Annotated in this window: 15 protein-coding genes; 5 read left to right on the top strand and 10 right to left on the bottom strand. The window is 64.3% G+C overall.

The genetic code is table 11. The annotated features are described in order from the left end of the window. Positions 1-60 precede the first annotated feature (60 nt). The 8 genes from QRN04_RS14860 to QRN04_RS14825 all read right to left on the bottom strand — a co-directional run bounded on the left by QRN04_RS14860 (position 61) and on the right by QRN04_RS14825 (position 6,930). The gene (locus tag QRN04_RS14860) at positions 61-633 is read right to left on the bottom strand and encodes a gluconokinase (RefSeq protein WP_284976797.1); all 573 of its coding nucleotides are present in this window, start codon (positions 631-633) and stop codon (positions 61-63) included. After that, the gene (locus QRN04_RS14855; RefSeq protein ID WP_284976796.1) at positions 630-1,721 is read right to left on the bottom strand and encodes an L-idonate 5-dehydrogenase; all 1,092 of its coding nucleotides are present in this window, start codon (positions 1,719-1,721) and stop codon (positions 630-632) included. Before QRN04_RS14855 ends, QRN04_RS14860 begins: the two co-directional genes overlap by 4 nt. Further along, positions 1,721-2,491, bottom strand: a complete 771-nt coding sequence (locus QRN04_RS14850; RefSeq protein WP_284976795.1) for an SDR family oxidoreductase — start codon at positions 2,489-2,491, stop codon at positions 1,721-1,723. Before QRN04_RS14850 ends, QRN04_RS14855 begins: the two co-directional genes overlap by 1 nt. After that, positions 2,488-3,429 (bottom strand): 2-hydroxyacid dehydrogenase, encoded by a 942-nt coding sequence (locus tag QRN04_RS14845; protein ID WP_284976794.1) that lies wholly within the window; start codon positions 3,427-3,429, stop codon positions 2,488-2,490. The genes QRN04_RS14850 and QRN04_RS14845 overlap by 4 nt, the downstream gene beginning before the upstream one ends. Before the next feature lie 63 nt (positions 3,430-3,492). Further along, entirely contained in the window at positions 3,493-4,254 is a 762-nt protein-coding gene (locus tag QRN04_RS14840) for an SDR family oxidoreductase (RefSeq protein ID WP_284976793.1), read from the bottom strand. A gap of 146 nt (positions 4,255-4,400) precedes the next feature. After that, positions 4,401-5,414 (bottom strand): 5-oxoprolinase subunit C family protein, encoded by a 1,014-nt coding sequence (locus tag QRN04_RS14835; RefSeq protein ID WP_284976792.1) that lies wholly within the window; start codon positions 5,412-5,414, stop codon positions 4,401-4,403. Further along, on the bottom strand, positions 5,411-6,142 hold the full coding sequence (locus QRN04_RS14830; protein ID WP_284976791.1) for a 5-oxoprolinase subunit B family protein: 732 nt from the start codon (positions 6,140-6,142) through the stop codon (positions 5,411-5,413). The genes QRN04_RS14835 and QRN04_RS14830 overlap by 4 nt, the downstream gene beginning before the upstream one ends. 2 nt (positions 6,143-6,144) lie before the next feature. Further along, positions 6,145-6,930, bottom strand: coding sequence for a LamB/YcsF family protein (locus QRN04_RS14825; protein ID WP_284976790.1), 786 nt, complete (start codon positions 6,928-6,930; stop codon positions 6,145-6,147). A 393-nt stretch (positions 6,931-7,323) separates the two neighbouring features. On the opposite strand from QRN04_RS14825, the gene nac reads away from it, so the two are divergent. Both nac and QRN04_RS14815 read left to right on the top strand, forming a co-directional pair. Next, positions 7,324-8,274 carry a nitrogen assimilation transcriptional regulator NAC gene (nac, locus tag QRN04_RS14820; RefSeq protein WP_284976789.1) on the top strand — a complete coding sequence of 317 codons (951 nt, stop codon included), beginning with the start codon at positions 7,324-7,326 and terminating at the stop codon, positions 8,272-8,274. Between the two features lie 123 nt (positions 8,275-8,397). Further along, a complete protein-coding gene (locus tag QRN04_RS14815; RefSeq protein ID WP_284976788.1) occupies positions 8,398-8,640 on the top strand; it encodes a hypothetical protein in 243 nt (80 codons plus the stop codon). 151 nt (positions 8,641-8,791) lie between these two features. On the opposite strand, the gene QRN04_RS14810 is transcribed toward QRN04_RS14815, so the two are convergent. Then, a complete protein-coding gene (locus QRN04_RS14810; protein WP_284976787.1) occupies positions 8,792-9,487 on the bottom strand; it encodes a 4-carboxy-4-hydroxy-2-oxoadipate aldolase/oxaloacetate decarboxylase in 696 nt (231 codons plus the stop codon). Between the two features lie 32 nt (positions 9,488-9,519). Next, entirely contained in the window at positions 9,520-10,728 is a 1,209-nt protein-coding gene (locus QRN04_RS14805; RefSeq protein WP_284976786.1) for an aspartate transaminase, read from the bottom strand. 326 nt (positions 10,729-11,054) lie between these two features. Between QRN04_RS14805 and QRN04_RS14800 the strand changes: the two genes are divergently transcribed. From QRN04_RS14800 to QRN04_RS14790, 3 genes are all read left to right on the top strand, one after another. Beyond that, a complete protein-coding gene (locus QRN04_RS14800; RefSeq protein WP_284976785.1) occupies positions 11,055-11,609 on the top strand; it encodes a hypothetical protein in 555 nt (184 codons plus the stop codon). 552 nt (positions 11,610-12,161) lie between these two features. Beyond that, complete coding sequence (locus tag QRN04_RS14795) at positions 12,162-13,541, top strand: MFS transporter (protein WP_284976784.1); 1,380 nt, start codon at positions 12,162-12,164, stop codon at positions 13,539-13,541. 341 nt (positions 13,542-13,882) lie between these two features. After that, a complete protein-coding gene (locus QRN04_RS14790; protein WP_284976783.1) occupies positions 13,883-15,382 on the top strand; it encodes a SulP family inorganic anion transporter in 1,500 nt (499 codons plus the stop codon). Positions 15,383-15,400: the final 18 nt, after the last annotated feature.

Genomic DNA, 15,400 nt, shown 5'->3' with positions numbered 1-15,400 from the left:
GTTATGTGTCCTGTGGCGCGGGTTCCGCGGCTTGAGCCGGGGAGGAAACCCTCTCCTGCTTCACGCAGGTGGGGGACTTCCGGAAGCGACACGTTCGGCCCCGGTCATGACTGCATCAGCGGGCTTCAGCTTCAGCTCGAGTGACTCCACAAGAAGGTTAAGCGGCTGCGTGATGTCGCCGAGCACATGGGCCTCGTCCGCCTCCAAGTCTTCCAGCGCGGTGAACTGGGAGTCCAGCAGTGCGCGCGGCATGAACTCGTGGGAACGGGCGTCCATCCGTGCGCCGATTGTTGCCGCAGTGCCGGCGAGGTGGACGAAGACAACATCCGGTGCATAGCTGCGAAGGAGGTCCCGGTACCGGCGTTTCAGCGCGGAGCAGGCAACAATCGGCGGAACTGTCGTACCGCCCTCGGCCCGTCCAGCCAGTAACTCCCCTAGCCGGGCTAGCCACGGCTCTCGATCCGTGTCCGTCAGCGGATCCCCGGCGGCCATCTTTTGCTTGTTGGCTGCAGGGTGGAAATCATCCCCGTCAAAGAACGGCATGCCCAGCCGCTGCCCCAGGAGGGCGCCGACGGTGGACTTTCCGCAGCCGGACACACCCATCACTACCAAAGGAGGCAGATGCCCGCTCACTGGGCATCCCCCGGTTTGCCGAAGCTGAGGAGGACTTTGCTTGAGGTGGTGGAGTCTTTGGCGGTCTCGAAGGCGTGCAGGGCGTCGGATAGGGGGTACTCGTGGGTGATGACGGGCTCGATGTGCAGGGAGCCGTCTGCGAGGGCGGCGATCACCTGGTCTATTTCGTCGTTGAAGCGGAAGGAGCCTTTGAGGTCCAGTTCGCGGGTGATGGCCAGTGAGATGGGCACCGGCTGCATGCCGGTGGGCAGCAGGCCCACCATCACCACTGTTCCGCCGCGTACCGCGCCGTTGATGGCGGAAGCGAGGCCGTGGTGGCTTCCGGAGGACTCGATCACGACGTCGGCCTCGACGGCGGCGATGGCCGGGGTGTCCGCGGCGTTGATCACCTCATCCGCGCCGACGGCTGTGGCGATCTCCAGCGGCTTGGGGTGCAGGTCGACGGCGGTGATCCGGGCGGCGCCTGCGCGCTTGAGGACGGCGACGGTCAGGGCGCCGATGGGTCCGGACCCGATCACCAGCGCAGTCTTGCCGCGGACGTCACCGGCCCGGGACACGGCATGCCAGGCCACGGACGTGGGTTCGATCAGGGCCGCCGTGCGCAGGTCAATGCTGTCGGGAAGGGGCCGCAGCATCCGCGCCGGGAGGGTGACGTACCGGCTGAACGCGCCGTCCGTGTGCGGGTAGCGGGCAGCGCTGCCAAGGTAGGTGCAGCCCGGGGAGAGGTTGGGCCGGTCCGCGGGATACTTGGCCGCGCCTGGGCCGGGTGTGGCGGGGTGGACTGCGATGGCGGTCCCGGCCTGTGGTCCCGACCCGTCGGCAGCGGCACGAACCACTGTGCCGGAAATTTCGTGGCCCAGCACCAGTGGGGCCTTCAGGATGGACTCCCCGGCCGCGCCGTGCAGCCAATAGTGCAGGTCAGAGCCGCAGATCCCGCCGTAGCGGACCTCCACCACCGCTTCATGGGCTGCCGGTTGGGGCAGCGGGACCTCCTCGATCCGCAGGTCGCCAGCGCCGTGAGCCACCAGCGCCGGGCCGGTGGCGGGCAGTTCTTCCAGCTCTGCCGTCAGGTCAGCATTCAGGGCCATCAGACCACCACCGTCATTCCGCCATCGATGAAGATGGTCTGTCCGTTCACGAAGTTGGAGCCATCCGAGGCCAGCCACACCACCGGTCCGGCCAGGTCCTCCACGGTGCCCCAGCGGTGGGCAGGGGTCCTGCCGAGGATCCAGGAATTGAACTCCTCATCATCGACCAGGTTCTGCGTCATTTCGGTGTGGATGTAGCCCGGCGCGATCGCGTTGATCTGCAGCCCGGAGGCCGCCCATTCGGCGGTCATGGCGCGGGTGAGGTTCCGCAGCCCTCCCTTCGCCGCGATGTAGGGGGCGATGGTGGGCCGGGCCAGGTCGGTCTGGACAGAGCAGATGTTAATGATCTTGCCCCGGCCCCGTTCGATCATGTGCCGGGCAGCTTCGCGGCCCACCAGGAAGGCGCTGGTCAGGTCCGTGGAGAGGACGCGCTCCCAGTCAGCCACGTCCAGGTCCAGCATCGGGACGCGGTGCTGGATTCCGGCGTTGTTGACCAGGATCTCCAGCGGGCCGACGTTCTCTTCAATCCAGCGGATGCTGCGGGCGGCAGCGCCGTCGTCGGTCACGTCGAAGGCAATGCTGTGGATCCGGCCAGGCGGGAAATCCGCTGCCATGGCAGCGGCTGCGTCCTTGAGACGTTCCTCGTTGATGCCGTTGAGCACTACCGTTGCTCCGGCGTCGGCCAAGGCCCGTGCCAACGCCGAACCGATACCCCTGCTGGAACCCGTCACCAGGGCAACCCGGCCGGTCAAATCAAAAAGCGCGCTCATGCGAACGGTCCCTTCTGGACAAGGTTGGCCGGGCTTTGGCTGGTGGCCAGCGCCTCGAGCTGCTGCTTCAGGAGTTTCAGGATCCGTGGTTCGAAGGCCGAGGCATTGCCGCCAATGTGGGGGGTGATGAGTGCGTTCTCCGCGGACCACAGCGGGTGGCCTGCGGGCAGCGGTTCGGGGTCGACGACGTCGATGGCGCATTGCAGGCGGCCGGATACCACTTCCCGGGTCAGGGCGTCGGTGTCCACCACGGCGCCGCGGCCCACGTTTACCACCAGGGCGCCGTCGGGCAGGGCGGCCAGGACGTCCCGGCCCACCAGGTGGTGGGTGTTGTCGTTCAGGGGCAGGACGGAGACCAGGATGTCGTGGTCCGCGGCCAGGGCTACCAGATCCTCTGGGCCGTGGACTTGTCCGTCCGCGTCCGTGCGGGCCGTGCTTCCCACCCGGGTGATGGCGACTTCGAAGGGTTCCAGGCGCCGGGCGAGTTCCTTGCCGATTCCGCCGATGCCCAGCAGCAGGACCTTGCGATCGGCCAGGGACTGGCGGCGCTGCGGTTTCCAGCTTTCAATCTGCTGGTTCTTGACGGCCTGGTCGATGCCCCGAAGCTTGGCCAGAATGAGCCCCACGGCCAGCTCGGCGGTGGCGGCTGCGTGGACGCCCGAGGCGTTTGCCACTGCTGCGCCCGGGCCGGCGGCCTCGCGGACGCCGTCGTACCCTGTTGACTGTGTTTGCACGAATTTAAGGTCCGGGACCTTACCCAGCGAACCCAGCACTGCCCCTGCGTCGATGTACGGGAGGATGACGCCGTCGATGCCACCCAGTTCCTCTGCCGGCTCGTCCTTCATGTCCCACACCACGCCGCGGAGGCCGCCGGGAAGCGGGGAGAGATCGGCCAGGAGCCGGGAGTCCGGGAAACTGACGGTTCGTACTAATTGCATCGTGAGGGCCTATCGGTTGGCGGTGGGAAGGTAGTTCCCCGGGTTTGGGTGTCGGGCGCGGTTTTAGTCGGAGTTCCCCCGGCGGTCGAAGGTCAGGCCGCCAGGCACCTGGAACGTGGGCATGAGTTCAAGCATGCCGACATTGACGTGCCGCGGGGTCTCGATGGCGTAGTCCAAGGCGTTGACGATGTCGTCGGTGGTCAGCGACTCGTAGCCTTCGTAGTACGTTTGCCAGGCTTCTTCCATGGCTTCAGGGCTGCCGCCCATATTCCGGCCGAAGATCTCGGTTTCCACCCTGCCGGGGCAGATTTCGGTGACGCGGATGCGCTTGCCCACGGTGTCGTTCCGGAGCTGCCGGGAGATTTGGTGCACCGCGGCCTTGGTGGCGTGGTAGGCCGTGTGGCCGTAGAAGTTGTAGGTCCCGGCGATGGAGCTGATGTTCACCACGTGGCCGAGGTCCCGCTCCACCATGCCTGGCAGCACCAGCCGGGTGAGCTGCAGCAGGCCGCGCAGGTTCACGTCCACCAGTTCGTCGATGTCCTGCGCCGAGGAATCCAGGATGTTGCCCGGCCGGGAGACTCCCGCGCAGTTGACCAGGACATCCACTTTCAGGTCACGGACGACGGCGGCCAGCGCGGTGGTGTCGGTCAGGTCCACCACGTGCGGGACTGCTCCCGTCCGGTCGGCAAGCTCGGTGAGGCGTTCCTCGTTGCGGGCCACCGCGTGGACCGTGAGGCCGCGCTTGGCCAGTCGTTCGGCGATGGCAGCACCCATGCCGGTAGAAGCTCCGGTGACGAGGGCGGTGGTGTAGTCGGAAAAGGGCATTGGTACTCCAAAAGTGGTGGAAGTCGGGCGGGCTCGTGCGTCCGGCTATGGGGCTGGACGTAGTAGCGGGGGGTTGGCAGGGGTAGGGATCGCGTGGTGGTTCGTGTGGGCGCGGAGCTTGGCGGTGGGAGAAGCATTCATGTGGTTCAGGCTCCGGACGCTGGGCTGAGTTCGTACCAGCGCTGGCCAGCGCCGATGCCAAGGAGGCCGAAGACTGTGTTGATGGTGTTCCGGAGCCTGTCCAGTTCCAGGCAGGCTGTCCGGTGGGTAGCCGTTGCTTCCGCCACGGTTGTCTTTCTGAAGCTGACGGTGTGTCCTGGCCTGGCTTGGGCCAGGAGGTCCAGGGAGCGGCTCGTGACCACCGCCAGGACGGGGTAGCCCGCCGTTACGCCGCGTCCCCGATGCAGCACCAGCAGCTCCTCCCGGGACGGGACCTCGATGGCCCCAACCGGAACGCCGCGGGAGAGGACTTCGGATGTGAGCTGGCGTTCGGGAAGGGCCCCACCGAGCCGGAGACCGATGTGGTTGCTGCGGGGGCTCACGGTGTACTGCGTGGTGAACAGCAGGTCTGCCGTTTCTCCGAATTCCGCCACGTCCGGACCGTCGGTGACATCGATGACCAGGTTGGTGGTGAAGGCGGGTTTGGTGAGGCCCAGCCGGAACAGCGGCAGGCCAAAGTGCGGTTGGGTGATGGGAGCTGTGGTCTTCCGTGTTTCAAGGGGGAAGCCTTCTGCGAGCTTCAGTCCGAACCCCACGACGGTGTCAGGGGCGCAGCTGCCGAGCAGGCTGGGGACCGTGAAGGATCCATGGACGGCGATGTAGGCGCGGAGCCCGGTCCGGATTCCCCGTACGGCCACGACTTCGCCGGCACGGACGGACACCGGCTCCCATTGCGGGCACTCGCGTCCACCCACCGTGAGGTCAAGGGGTGCACCGGTGACGGCGATCAGCACGTCCGTGGTGGCACGCATCCGGAAGTCCAGCGCCGTGAGCTCGAGTAGGGCGTCGTTGTCGTCGTTGCCGGCGAGGATGTTCGCGGCCTTGGCGGAATACTGGTCCAAGGCGCCGTTGACAGGGAGTCCGTAGGCGGGGCCCCTCGTCCGGCCCAGGTCCGTGACCACGGAATGGCCCGGCTGCAGGATGATCAGGGAACCGGTCATGGCCGCGCCTCCAAGAACTGCCCGGCGAAGCTTCCGAAGTCATCTGCCGGAATCCGGTAGAAGCGCAGTTCGTCGCCGGGGACGTAAGGCACCAGAGGTTCGCGTGCTGCGTCCAGGACTGTTAATGGCGTCTGCCCGATGACGCACCAGCCGCCCGGGGCCACGGCTGGGGCGATCACGGCCTGGCGGCCTGCCACGGATACGGCACCGGCGGGAACCGACAACCGCGGGTCCTTGAGCCTGGGTACCGGCACGGGGAAGTCCGGTCCGTCCATCATGGGAGATCCTGCCGGCGCCCCGAGGCAGCGAATGACGTAGGTCTTGGCGGTGTGCCGGGCGATGACGTCCTCAACGCCCAGGCCTTGGTGCTCCGCAACGCGCTCCAGGTCGGGCCCATAGTCGCCGCCGTAAACCACGGGCACGTCGAAGCGGCGCGGCTCGCGCAGGGTGGTGCCGACAAAGTCCAATTGGCGCATTGCCAGGAGGACGAACGCCCGGACCTGACGCGCGGAGGTGAGGTAGGGGTCAAATTCGACCAGGACCGAGTCGTAGGTGGGAACGGCGCCACGCAGGCCATCAACGTCGGCGGTGGCCAGCCAGCCCGCCAGGGAGTGGACCGTGGTCCAGTTGGTTTCCGCGTCACTGGACTGTGCCACCACGCGCAGGGCGGCGTCACCGGACTCATAGATGTCTAGTCTTGTCCGGCTGGTCGTCGTTGGGATCGCCATGGTCAGGAAATCTTTTGCTTTGCGGCGAGGACCTGCGCCAGCGGTGCGATGGTGACGCCCGCGGCGATCAGTTCGCTGCGGATCAGGCGGGCGAGATCGACGGCGCCCGGGTTGTCGCCATGCAACAGCACAGTGTCTGCCTGGATAGCTATGTCCCTGCCGGAGGCAGTCTCGATCAGTCCGTCACAGACCATCCGCACGGTGCGCTGGACGATGACGGAGGGGTCGTGGATCACAGCGCCGGGCCGGCTGCGCGGCACCAGTGTGCCGTCATCCTGGTAGGCCCGGTCCGCGATGCCGACGATGGCAACCCGCAGGCCGCGCTCTTTCGCGGCGGTGGCGAGTTCACCGTCCTGCGCCAGGATGATCAGGGCCGGATCCACCCGCACGGCGGCATCGGCTACGGCTCCGGCATAGTCGGCGCGTGTCGCCACCAGGTTTCCGAGACGGCCATGCGGGGCCAAGTGGGAGACGGAACCCCCGTGGTAGGTGGCAAACCCTGAGAGGGCTCCCAGCTGGTAGATGACGTCATTGCGGACTTCATCAGCGGTGAGGTCCATGGCCCGGCGGCCGAAGCCGCGGAGATCCGGGAAGCTTGGATGGGCGCCTATGCTGACTCCCTTCCTGACGCATTCAGCCACAGTGGAGTCCATGATGTCGGGGTCCCCTGCATGGAAGCCGCACGCGATGTTGGCGCTGGACACGATCTCCAGCAGGGCTTTGTCGTCACCGATCGAGTAGGCACCAAAACCTTCACCAAGATCCGCTACGAGATCGACTGTGCGCATTAGGGGCCTTTCTATACCGGGTACTGCGGGTCTAAATGAGCGTGGCATCGGAATTTGAACCACACAAAAACGAATGTTATATCCCCTATAGGGAACAGTTACGACCGTGAAAACGTTATTGGCACCAATCCCAAAGATGTTTTCAGTTCTCGATTCGTAACTGCAAAAATCGTGCCGAACAATAAACCCTTCCCTCACTTATGCAAAAAACATATGCCGCCATCAAAATCGGCGATGGCTAGGCGGGGATAGAATGTCTTGGTCATTGGAAAGTCATCTGCAACTAACCTATGCCCGAGACTCGGATCACACAAAGACGTAATGCCTGTCCCGCCATAGCGCCAACGTATGACCCCGCATGCTGTGCCATCCCCGCTGGAAAAGAGGAGCGCTATGGACACCCGTAAGCTGGCGTACTTCGTCAAGATTGTCGACTCAGGAAGCATCACCAAAGCGGCCGCCGCCCTCCACGTGGCCCAACCCGCGCTAAGCCAGCAGGTGTCAGCCCTGGAAACGGAGCTGAAACAGCGGCTCCTGATCCGGAGCAAGCAGGGAGTGGAGCCTACGGCCGCCGGCCACACGCTGTACCGGCACGCGCAGACCATCCTGCGACTCGTGGAGCAAGCCAGGATGGATGTGGCAGCGTCAGGAGCTGCGCCTTCGGGCCGCGTCTCCATAGCGATCGCCCCGTACAGCATGGCCTCAAGCCTCACTCCCCGGATCATCAGTGAAGTGGGCCGCCGATACCCGGACATCGTGCTGCACCTGACGGAGATATATGGCGGCGTGCTCAGCGAGGCCATCAAGAACGGCCGGTTGGACATGGCACTCATCTATGAGCCTGGCCCCGTCCGAGGGGTGCAGTTCACCACCCTCATCGTCGAGGACCTGTACCTGATTGTTAACTCCCGCCGGGAGCTGCCCGTTACCGCCGACGCGGACACCATCACCCTGGACGAGGTGGCTGCCGTGGGCCTCTTCCTGCCGGAACAGATCCATACCCTTCGCCAGGTGGTCCAGGCGGGCATCGACAGCAAGGGCCTGAAACTGAAGCTGGTGGGCGAGGTGGAATCGGTCCCCTCCCTCACCCGGCTGCTGCGCACGGACCTCGGAGCGACCATCCTGCCCAAGTCAGCGGCGGATGCCCTGTTCCATGAGGAGGACTTCCGGGTCCTGAGAATCGTCGAGCCTGCACTGCAGTGCAGGATTGCCTTATGCACGCCCGACCATGAGCCCCTATCCGAAGCCGCGTCCGCCGTCCTGCTGGTACTCAAGGAAATGCTGCAGGAGATACTCCGGAGTAAATATTCTCCGCTCCCCACCGCACCGTTCGAGGCATCATAAGCAGGGCTTATCAGGTCACTCCGCTTCAGTCTTATTCAGGGAATTGCGTAAGTTCTAGGATAAAGACCATAAAGGTTTCGCCAACGCGAAACCCCGGCAACAAAATCCCCCTGGAGCCCCGCCATGAAAAAGATCACCAGCACGCAGTACCGGAAGGCAACTGAAGGAAGAATCCAGCTGAAAGCCAGCACCGGTTCGCATTGCCCAGCCAACGGCTTCTGGCGTCCCGAAGACGGGCCCGCCACCGAGCCCGTCTTCGTGTTCGAGGGAAGCATGATGCCCCCGGGCAGGCGCGGCTCCACCATGTGGTACCTCGACGACGCCCAGGCGGGACCGACGGCGCACCTGCTGCCCGGCATGAACTGATCGGCTCATCGACTCAAAACGGCAAGAGGCAAGGCCCGGAGTTCCGAAAGGAACGCCGGGCCTCTTGGCTTAACCGCGTCAAATGCCGGTACCTGCCGTTACTAGGAAGGGGTCAAAACGACAAGTACCCGGCAATCGATGCGAGGGGTGACTACAGGGATGGCTCCAGTTCGGCGTCCTCCACCAGCAGGCCCTTGGCCTTCAGCACGTCCGTCAGTTTGCACAACTCGATGGTGGTGCCCCCATCCTTGTAGCGGCGAATGAGGTCGTCTTCCGCGTCCACGCGTGCCTGCGACAGCTTGATGACTTCCTCGATCTCGTCCTTGCGGACCACCACCACACCGTCGGCGTCCCCCAGGAGGACATCGCCCGGGTAGACAATCTCATCGCCGAACACCAGGGGGTGGTTGATGGGGCCGATCGTTTCCTTCACGGTGCCCTTGATACAGACACTGCCTGAGAACACGGGCAATCCAAGTTCGATCAGGTCCTTGGTGTCACGGACACCGGAGTCCGTGACCATACCGGCCAGGCCTTTCGCCTTCATGGCGTTGCCCAGAACGTCACCGAACGTGCCGGCCTCTTCATACTCGCCGGCTGCTACCAGGACAACGTCACCCTTCTGCGCATAGTGGATGGCCACTTGCAGCATCAGGTTGTCCCGCGGCGCACAGACCACGGTGACGGCGGGCCCGCAAAAGGTCATGCCGCGGTCGATGGGCTTGATCTTCGAGCTCAGGGCACCTTTGCGGCCCTGTGCTTCGTGCACTGTGGCGGACGAGAATTTGGCCAGACGCTGGATGGCGTCCTCTGAGGGCCGGTCGAATTTCGTTTTGACGTGGATCATGGGTGCTCCTGTTGTTCAAAGGGGAAGGGAAATCAGGACAGTGCCTGGACGGCCTTTTCGATGGCGGCAATGGATTCCTCGATCACCGGCAACCCGGTGGCGTAGGAAATCCGGAAGTAGGGGCTCAGTCCATAGGCCGAACCTTGGATGACGGCAACAGACGCTGCTTCCAGAAGGTAGAGGGTGAAGTCCTCGTCGTTGGTGATCTGCCGGCCCCCGGGAGTCGTTTTGCCGATGACCCCGGCGCAGTTGACGTAGGCGTAAAAGGCGCCCTCCGGCGTCGTGCATTGCAGGCCCTTGACGGCGTTGAGTCCCGCCACTGCACTATCGCGGCGTTCACGGTACACGTCCACGCTTTCACGGACGAATGCCTGATCCCCGGTCAGTGCCGCGGCGGCAGCGGCCTGGCTGATGGAGGACGGGCAGGACGACATCTGGGACTGCAGTTTGTTGATGGCCGCAACCAGCGGTGCAGGTCCCCCGGCATAGCCCAGCCGCCAGCCCGTCATGGCATAGGCCTTGGAAACGCCATTCGTGACCAGCACACGGTTCTTGAGCTCAGGGGCAACGGTCACCAGACTGGTGATGTGCTCTTCGCCGAAGTGGATCTCATCGTAGATCTCATCAGTGAGGACGTGGACAGCGGGGTGCTCCCTGAGGACGGCGGCCAGGCCGGCCAGTTCTTCCCGGGAGTACACCGCTCCGGTGGGGTTGGAGGGCGTGTTGAGGATGACCCACTTGGTGCGGTCCGTTAGTGCCCCGGCCAGTGCCTCAGGGGTGAGTTTGAAGTCAGTGTCCTCGCCGCAGGGAACAATGACTGGGGTGCCTTCGTTGGCGAGCACCATGTCCGGGTAGGAGACCCAGTACGGTGCCGGGATGACGACCTCGTCGCCCTGGTCCATGGTGGCCATGAATGCGGTGAAAATAACCTGCTTCCCACCGCCTCCGATCGTGATCTCGGCGGGCGTGTACTGCTGGCCGGTCTTGCGCTTCAGGGCCTGCAGAATCGCCTTTTGCAGTTCGGGCGTGCCGGTAACCGATGTGTACTTGGTTTCGCCGCGGCCGATGGCAGCGATGGCGGCGTCCTTGACATGCTGCGGTGTATCAAAATCCGGCTCTCCGACGGTCAGGTCCAGGATCCGACGGCCCTCGGCCTTGAGCTCCCGAACACGTGCCGCCGCGGCAACGCTGGGTGAGGACTTGATACGGGTTACGCGTAATGCGGGCACGAATTCAGGCATGGTCTCTTCCAGGGTTCCGGAGCTATGAGGGTGGTTCATCCGAGCCTAGGGAAGGAACGCCCCTCTTGGATAAGACCTAAAGTGCGTGGACAGATAAGCAGCTCTTATGACCGAGCAGCCAGAACTTTCGCGTATCGCCCCACGCACTTTCGGTATTGCCGTCCCGGCTCGCCATAGGCGTAACCTGCGGGATGGACAACGGACCCAAGAAAGCACGGACCCCCCGCGACGTTCCTCCCACGCCATCGGGGCGCACCGCGGAAAGATGCCCCCACTGTCCGGAAGCGCGCTGACACTGAAGCACCAACGAAAGACAAGGAGCAGGGGTGCCCGGCAGAGAGATTCAGGAACGGATACTTCCGCGGACACCGGAGACCCGGACGGGCAGGACCGGTAGGGCCGCCTACCGGTACCGGGGCGCGCCGAAGCCGGACCCCGCCACTGCCCGCGCCCAACAATCCCTGGCCACGCTGGCCCAGCTGCGGACGGCCCTCGCCCTCCGCTCCAGCCGGGTGCGTGCCCTCAACGCCGAGCTCGGTGACTACGTTGCCCAGGCACTGTGCGACGGCGTGAAGGTCGCCGCCCTCGCGCAGGCCGCCGGCCTGCCTGCCGCCAGTATCCGGTCGGCCGCGGCGGCCCGAGGGGAGCTGTATCCGTCGGGCCAAAGCCGGAGCGGCCATCTTCACCTCATTGCAGGACTGGCTTCGGAGCGGGCAGCGGCAGAAGGCGCCCGGACCGCCGTAGAAGAGGAACGTAGGCAGGTACTCGCCCTGGCCAGGAAATCCGGGCTGCTGGACGACTACCAACTTGCCGGGGCAAGCGGCCTCAAGCCCGACGAAATCCGCAAAATGACAAGGGGCGTAAGATTGCGCGTGACCTAGCCAGGATGATCCGTCCCGGCTGGTCCGCTGCCAGTCGTCTTCGCCCCTTGGCTAGAGGACTTATGCCGCGAACAACCGAAGCCCGCGGGTTGTGTATCAACAGGGTGCACGCTCGTTTACCAGTCCCGTAGACAGCGCAAGTCACAGATGGTGGCGCACACCGTAGACCGGCTTGCCGCAAGCCCGGATGAGCTGCGTGCCTGGCCGCGCTGCCCTGCTGCCGCAGCCGGGTGTAGGCCACTTACTTACCCCGGGTTGGAGGGACAGCTCCGCGGAGTCCCCGCTCCGCGTTGAACTTCCGGCGTGCAACGCCTCCCTACTCAACGAGATCCTCCATAGGAAATCGCTATGTAGGGACAAAAAAGCTGTCTTTGTGTGACCCGCGCCATAAACGTTAACGTGATGTCTGAGGCCAGCGCGCTAAGCCGTAGAAACACACGATGTCCTACCGGGGAGCCCGCAGCAGTACCAATAAGGCGCTCTCAATCGAGATCTTTTTCCAGCCCACGTGTAGGCGCAGGCCGCCGTTCACCCACCGCCACCGGAGACGAAATGACAGAAACCACACTTCCCAGGAAGACCCCGGTCAGGGCCGCAGTCGCGGCCTGGATCGGCACCACGCTGGAGTACTACGACTTCGCGGTGTATGGCACCTCGTCCGCGTTGATTCTGAACGTCCTCTTCTTCTCGCCCAAGCTTCCCCAAGGCATCAGCGTGCTGCTTGCCATGATCACCTTCGCGGTCGGCTACGCGGTACGCCCCCTCGGCTCTCTCATCCTCGGGCCAATGGGTGACCGCCGCGGTCGCAAATTCGTCATGATGATCACACTGTTCGGCATCGGCGGCTGCACCTTCCTTATCGGGTGCCTCCCCACGTACGCCCAAATCGGTCCTCTGGCTCCGATCCTGCTCGTGCTGATCCGGGTCATCCAAGGACTGTGCCTTTCCGGCGAGCAGCCCAGTGCCATCACCATGAGCCTGGAACATGCTTCCGAGGGCCGACGCGGTTTCCTCGCAAGCTTCACCACCTTGGGCTCCTCCTCGGGCACGCTGCTCACCCTGCTGGTCTTCATCCCTGTCGCGGCCATGCCCTCGGAGCAGTTGCTGACCTGGGGTTGGCGGCTTCCGTTCTGGGCCTCCGCCGTCGTAGTCGTCGCTGCGTACCTGATCCGCCGCCACATCCAAGAGCCGCCCGAGTTCGTAAAGGTCCAGGCCGCCCGGGTGAACGTCGCCCCCCTCAGGCACCTTCTGCGCTTCCACTGGCGCGCGGTGCTGCGGATCGTATTCTGTGCGCTCATCGCGGGCACAAGCTACATGATGCAAACCTTCTCGGTAGCATTCGGGACCGCCGGATACAAGCTCGATAAGCCGACCATGCTCCTGACGACCACAGTCTCGGCAGTGATCGCCCTCGGAATCACGCCCCTGGCAGGATTCCTTGTGGACAAGATCGGCCGCAAAACGATGTTCCTCATCGCAACGGGCGGCGCGGGCATCACAATGGTGCCCTACCTATGGTCAATCACGACCGGCAACTGGTCGCTGATCTTCCTGTTTGGCATCATCAACTACTCCCTCTTCTACTCAATGGTGAACGCGTCCTGGCCCTCGTTCTTCGCAGAGATGTTCCCCGGCCGGCTGCGCGTCTCCGGACTCGCCCTGGGCACCCAGATCGGCTTCGCCATCTCGGGCGTCATCGGCCCCGTTCTCTCGACAGCACTCGCTGGCCCCGATCTGAAAGATTGGGTTGGGCCGTCCATGGTCGCGCTCGGGTTCATGGTCCTGGCAGGAATCTCAGCCCTCACCGCCAAGGAGACCAAAAATTACACACTCAAGGAACTCGACGAGGTCCAGCAGGGCGAGCAGGAGACCGCAGTTCTTACGGCCGCGACCGTGTCCCCGAGCACAGCCACGCCCGGCCTCGCTGGTTAGCCTCGAATGCAGAAGTGACGGGTAATCGCCCCTGAACTGATGGCAAACTAGCTGTAGGAGTCAGGACGTTCGTTACATCGTGAATACGTGAAGACCTCTTCGTTTGGTGGTTACCACACGCAGCCAACGACCAAGAGGTCTTCATGTCGCGCGTAATGCCCCGCCTAGCCGGTGGAGAACTCTACGTCACCAACTCGGCTCACTCTGCAGCCGCGAGTCCCTGGCGCATCCGTTCTCCAGCCCCAATGTTCTTTCATGGGAGGCTTGACGGGTGCAGCGCGGCGCAGAAACGTTGCAAACCGCTCTCTTCAAAAGAGGGCCAATTCCCCTGGAGTCGCTCTTTGTCCGTCGCCGACCGTACCCGACCAATCAGGCAAGCCGTCACCGTCCTTACGGCCTTGCACTCCCCGCGGCAACTCAGCCGCGAGGTCCTGGCCGGAATGGTCACCACCCTCGCACTCGTACCGGAAGTCATCTCCTTCTCGATCGTCGCCGGGGTGGACCCCATGGTGAGCCTCGTCGCCTCCATCGTGCTGGCCCTGGCGATGTCCATCCTGGGCGGAAGGCCGGGCGTCGTTACTGCGGCAGCCGGTTCCGTGGCCCTGGTGATCGCCCCGCTGGTGCATGGGCACGGTGTCCGATATGTCCTGCCAGCCGTGCTCCTCGCGGGCGTGATCCAGGTAGCTTTTGGCCTTGCCGGCCTGGCCCGCCTCATGCGGTTCATTCCGCGGTCGGTGATGATCGGGTTCGTCAACGCCCTGGGTGTGCTGATCTTCATGGCGCAGGTGCCCCACGTCTTCAATGTCCCGGGGCTCGCCTACGTCCTGTTCGCTCTAACCTTTGCGATCATTTTCATCCTGCCGCGCCTCACCAAGGTGCTCCCGTCGCCGCTGGTGGCCATCGTCGTCGTCACCGCAATCGTCATTCTCGCCGGACTCACCGTTCCGAATGTCGCGGACGAGGGCCCGCTCACGGGCAAGCTGCCCGGGCTCACCCTTTTCCTTGTTCCGCTTGACCTTGCCACCTTCCAGTTGATTTTTCCCACCGCGCTGAGCGTGGCGTTCGTCGGCCTCATGGAAACCCTGCTCACGGCGAAACTCGTTGACGACATCACCGGCACCCCCTCGCACAAGGGCCGCGAATCCTGGGCCCTGGGTGTCTCAAACATCTTCGCCGGTTTCTACGGCGGCATTGCGGGTTGCGCCATGATCGGCCAGACGGTGCTCAACGTGAAGACCGGCCAGGCCCGCACCCGTATTTCGACCTTCGTGGCCGGGCTGTTCCTGCTGGCCCTGGTGACGGGGCTCAGCTCGATGATGGGACAGATCCCCATGGTGGCCCTCGCCGCGGTCATGATGGTGGTCGCCGTTACCACCGTGGACTGGCACAGCGTCAAACCATCCACCCTGAAGAGGATGCCCATCCCGGAGACGACGGTCATGGGTGTCACCGTCGCCGTCGTGGTCTTTACGGGAAACCTGGCCTACGGCGTCCTGGTGGGCGTCATCCTGGCGATGGTGCTGTTCGCCCGCCGGGTGGCCCACGTCATCAGCGTTGAGCGGACCGTGGCCGGCGACGGCGAAAGCGTCCGCTATGCGGTGGTGGGACCACTGTTCTTCGGGAGCAGCAATGACCTGGTGGAGCATTTCGCCTATGCCGACGACCCCGCCTCGGTGACCATCGATCTCAGCAGCGCCCAGATCTGGGACGCCTCAACCGTCGCCGCCCTTGACTCCATCGAAACCAAGTACGCCGACCACGGCGCCACGGTGGCAATCGAAGGCCTCGATGAACGCAGCACCGGCTTCCACCGCCGTCTCACCGGACACTTGGGTGCCTGACTTTCCAGCACACGCAAA

The sequence above is a fragment of the Arthrobacter sp. efr-133-TYG-104 genome, assembly GCF_030208915.1.
GTDB lineage: Bacteria > Actinomycetota > Actinomycetes > Actinomycetales > Micrococcaceae > Arthrobacter.
This window is presented reverse-complemented; position numbering and strand designations above follow the sequence as displayed.

Excerpts from the sequence above, each read along its gene's own strand:
- QRN04_RS14830 (WP_284976791.1), bottom strand. The coding sequence starts at position 6,142 with ATGGCGATCCCAACGACGACCAGCCGGACAAGACTAGACATCTATGAG.
- QRN04_RS14850 (WP_284976795.1), bottom strand. The coding sequence starts at position 2,491 with ATGAGCGCGCTTTTTGATTTGACCGGCCGGGTTGCCCTGGTGACGGGT.
- QRN04_RS14835 (WP_284976792.1), bottom strand. The coding sequence starts at position 5,414 with ATGACCGGTTCCCTGATCATCCTGCAGCCGGGCCATTCCGTGGTCACG.
- QRN04_RS14815 (WP_284976788.1), top strand. The coding sequence starts at position 8,398 with ATGAAAAAGATCACCAGCACGCAGTACCGGAAGGCAACTGAAGGAAGA.
- QRN04_RS14810 (WP_284976787.1), bottom strand. The coding sequence starts at position 9,487 with ATGATCCACGTCAAAACGAAATTCGACCGGCCCTCAGAGGACGCCATC.
- QRN04_RS14845 (WP_284976794.1), bottom strand. The coding sequence starts at position 3,429 with ATGCAATTAGTACGAACCGTCAGTTTCCCGGACTCCCGGCTCCTGGCC.
- QRN04_RS14825 (WP_284976790.1), bottom strand. The coding sequence starts at position 6,930 with ATGCGCACAGTCGATCTCGTAGCGGATCTTGGTGAAGGTTTTGGTGCC.
- QRN04_RS14855 (WP_284976796.1), bottom strand. The coding sequence starts at position 1,721 with ATGGCCCTGAATGCTGACCTGACGGCAGAGCTGGAAGAACTGCCCGCC.
- QRN04_RS14840 (WP_284976793.1), bottom strand. The coding sequence starts at position 4,254 with ATGCCCTTTTCCGACTACACCACCGCCCTCGTCACCGGAGCTTCTACC.
- QRN04_RS14805 (WP_284976786.1), bottom strand. The coding sequence starts at position 10,728 with ATGCCTGAATTCGTGCCCGCATTACGCGTAACCCGTATCAAGTCCTCA.
- nac (WP_284976789.1), top strand. The coding sequence starts at position 7,324 with ATGGACACCCGTAAGCTGGCGTACTTCGTCAAGATTGTCGACTCAGGA.
- QRN04_RS14795 (WP_284976784.1), top strand. The coding sequence starts at position 12,162 with ATGACAGAAACCACACTTCCCAGGAAGACCCCGGTCAGGGCCGCAGTC.